Genomic DNA, 1,087 nt, shown 5'->3' with positions numbered 1-1,087 from the left:
GTGCTTGATTCATAACGCGATCCTGATTTTGTGGCTGAAAATATCAGTGCTGCTTCTTTCTTGCTTATTACCGCTGTACTTCACTTCTGCCAAAGAACTGCCCGCACAAGCCGGGCACAGTGCATGATTTCGCTAACGAAGGGTTACCCTACTTTTTGAACAACTTGGCTAACAGTTCGCCACCCATTTTGTCCAGCCGAGCAGCTTGTTTACCGATCACCCTTGCGAGTTCATTCATGGACAAGATAGTCGCGGCAATCATGCAGCAAGTGAACACCAACGCAATGCAACCCGCGATACCAAAAATTAGGTATTCCAGGGGGGAGGAAGGCGCGTTAATGGTGGTTAGACAACCCGGCTCTGGTTGCCACACACAGGCGAAGCCGGGGTGTTTATAGGGGAATGCGTCGAGCCAGTTCATAACAGTCGTGATCACCCACCCTACCCCAAAGAGCCACGCCACTCCAGAACACAACAGCAGGAGCATGAAGGCAATGCCTACCCCCTTGGGTAATCAGGGGCTTTGATTAGAAGTCATAGCAACCTCGCGATTTTGACAGCGATACCCTGCATTTGGTTTATGACTTAGCCTTTGCACTGGCTACTTCAGTGAATTGCAGCCCAGTTTTTTTCAACCAGAAGGCCACCGCCTTTTCAACGGCATCTTTGGCTGCGGGCATATCAGGGAAGTGCCCCAGATCGCCTTTAAGTCCAGGTAGGCTGCAACGGGTAGCATAGGAGTCTTGCCCACGCGTATGAGTCGCATCGTAGTATGCTGACGCGATCTTAAATTGGCCCAGGTAGAGTTGTTCGCCTTGGTTCCACCGGCTTTCGCTCGGCTTCCAGTTAAGAGTTGTCATTGAAGTGTCTCGCAGATGAAAAAAGGTGCTTTCATTATGCGGGAGAGATTGTGGGTGACGAAAAAAGCCAGACAGTTTCAACCCCAGCGGGTGATTTGAATACGGCCGGTGATTGGAATTAAAAACCACCCAGGCGCATCTCGGTGCAACAGCTGAAAATGGCTACAAAACTATTCCTGCTTATCCCACGGAGATGCCATTTGCATGGTTCTTTGCAGGGCTTTATT

At 50.1% G+C, this 1,087-nt stretch carries 2 protein-coding genes; both read right to left on the bottom strand.

The window, feature by feature from the left end; genetic code table 11:
- Window positions 1-148: 148 nt before the first annotated feature.
- On the bottom strand, window positions 149-487 hold the full coding sequence (locus ACVRRC_RS21845) for a hypothetical protein (protein WP_472997554.1): 339 nt from the start codon (window positions 485-487) through the stop codon (window positions 149-151).
- Between the two features lie 91 nt (window positions 488-578).
- Window positions 579-860: a hypothetical protein gene (locus tag ACVRRC_RS21840; protein WP_472533531.1), complete on the bottom strand. Its 282-nt coding sequence runs from the start codon at window positions 858-860 to the stop codon at window positions 579-581.
- Window positions 861-1,087: the final 227 nt, after the last annotated feature.

The sequence above is a fragment of the Stutzerimonas sp. LR2 genome, from assembly GCF_055755175.1.
The sequence above is the reverse complement of the archived record's forward strand: the minus strand, read 5'-3'. Positions and strand labels throughout refer to the sequence as shown.

Excerpts from the sequence above, each read along its gene's own strand:
- ACVRRC_RS21845 (WP_472997554.1), bottom strand. The coding sequence starts at position 487 with ATGCTCCTGCTGTTGTGTTCTGGAGTGGCGTGGCTCTTTGGGGTAGGG.
- ACVRRC_RS21840 (WP_472533531.1), bottom strand. The coding sequence starts at position 860 with ATGACAACTCTTAACTGGAAGCCGAGCGAAAGCCGGTGGAACCAAGGC.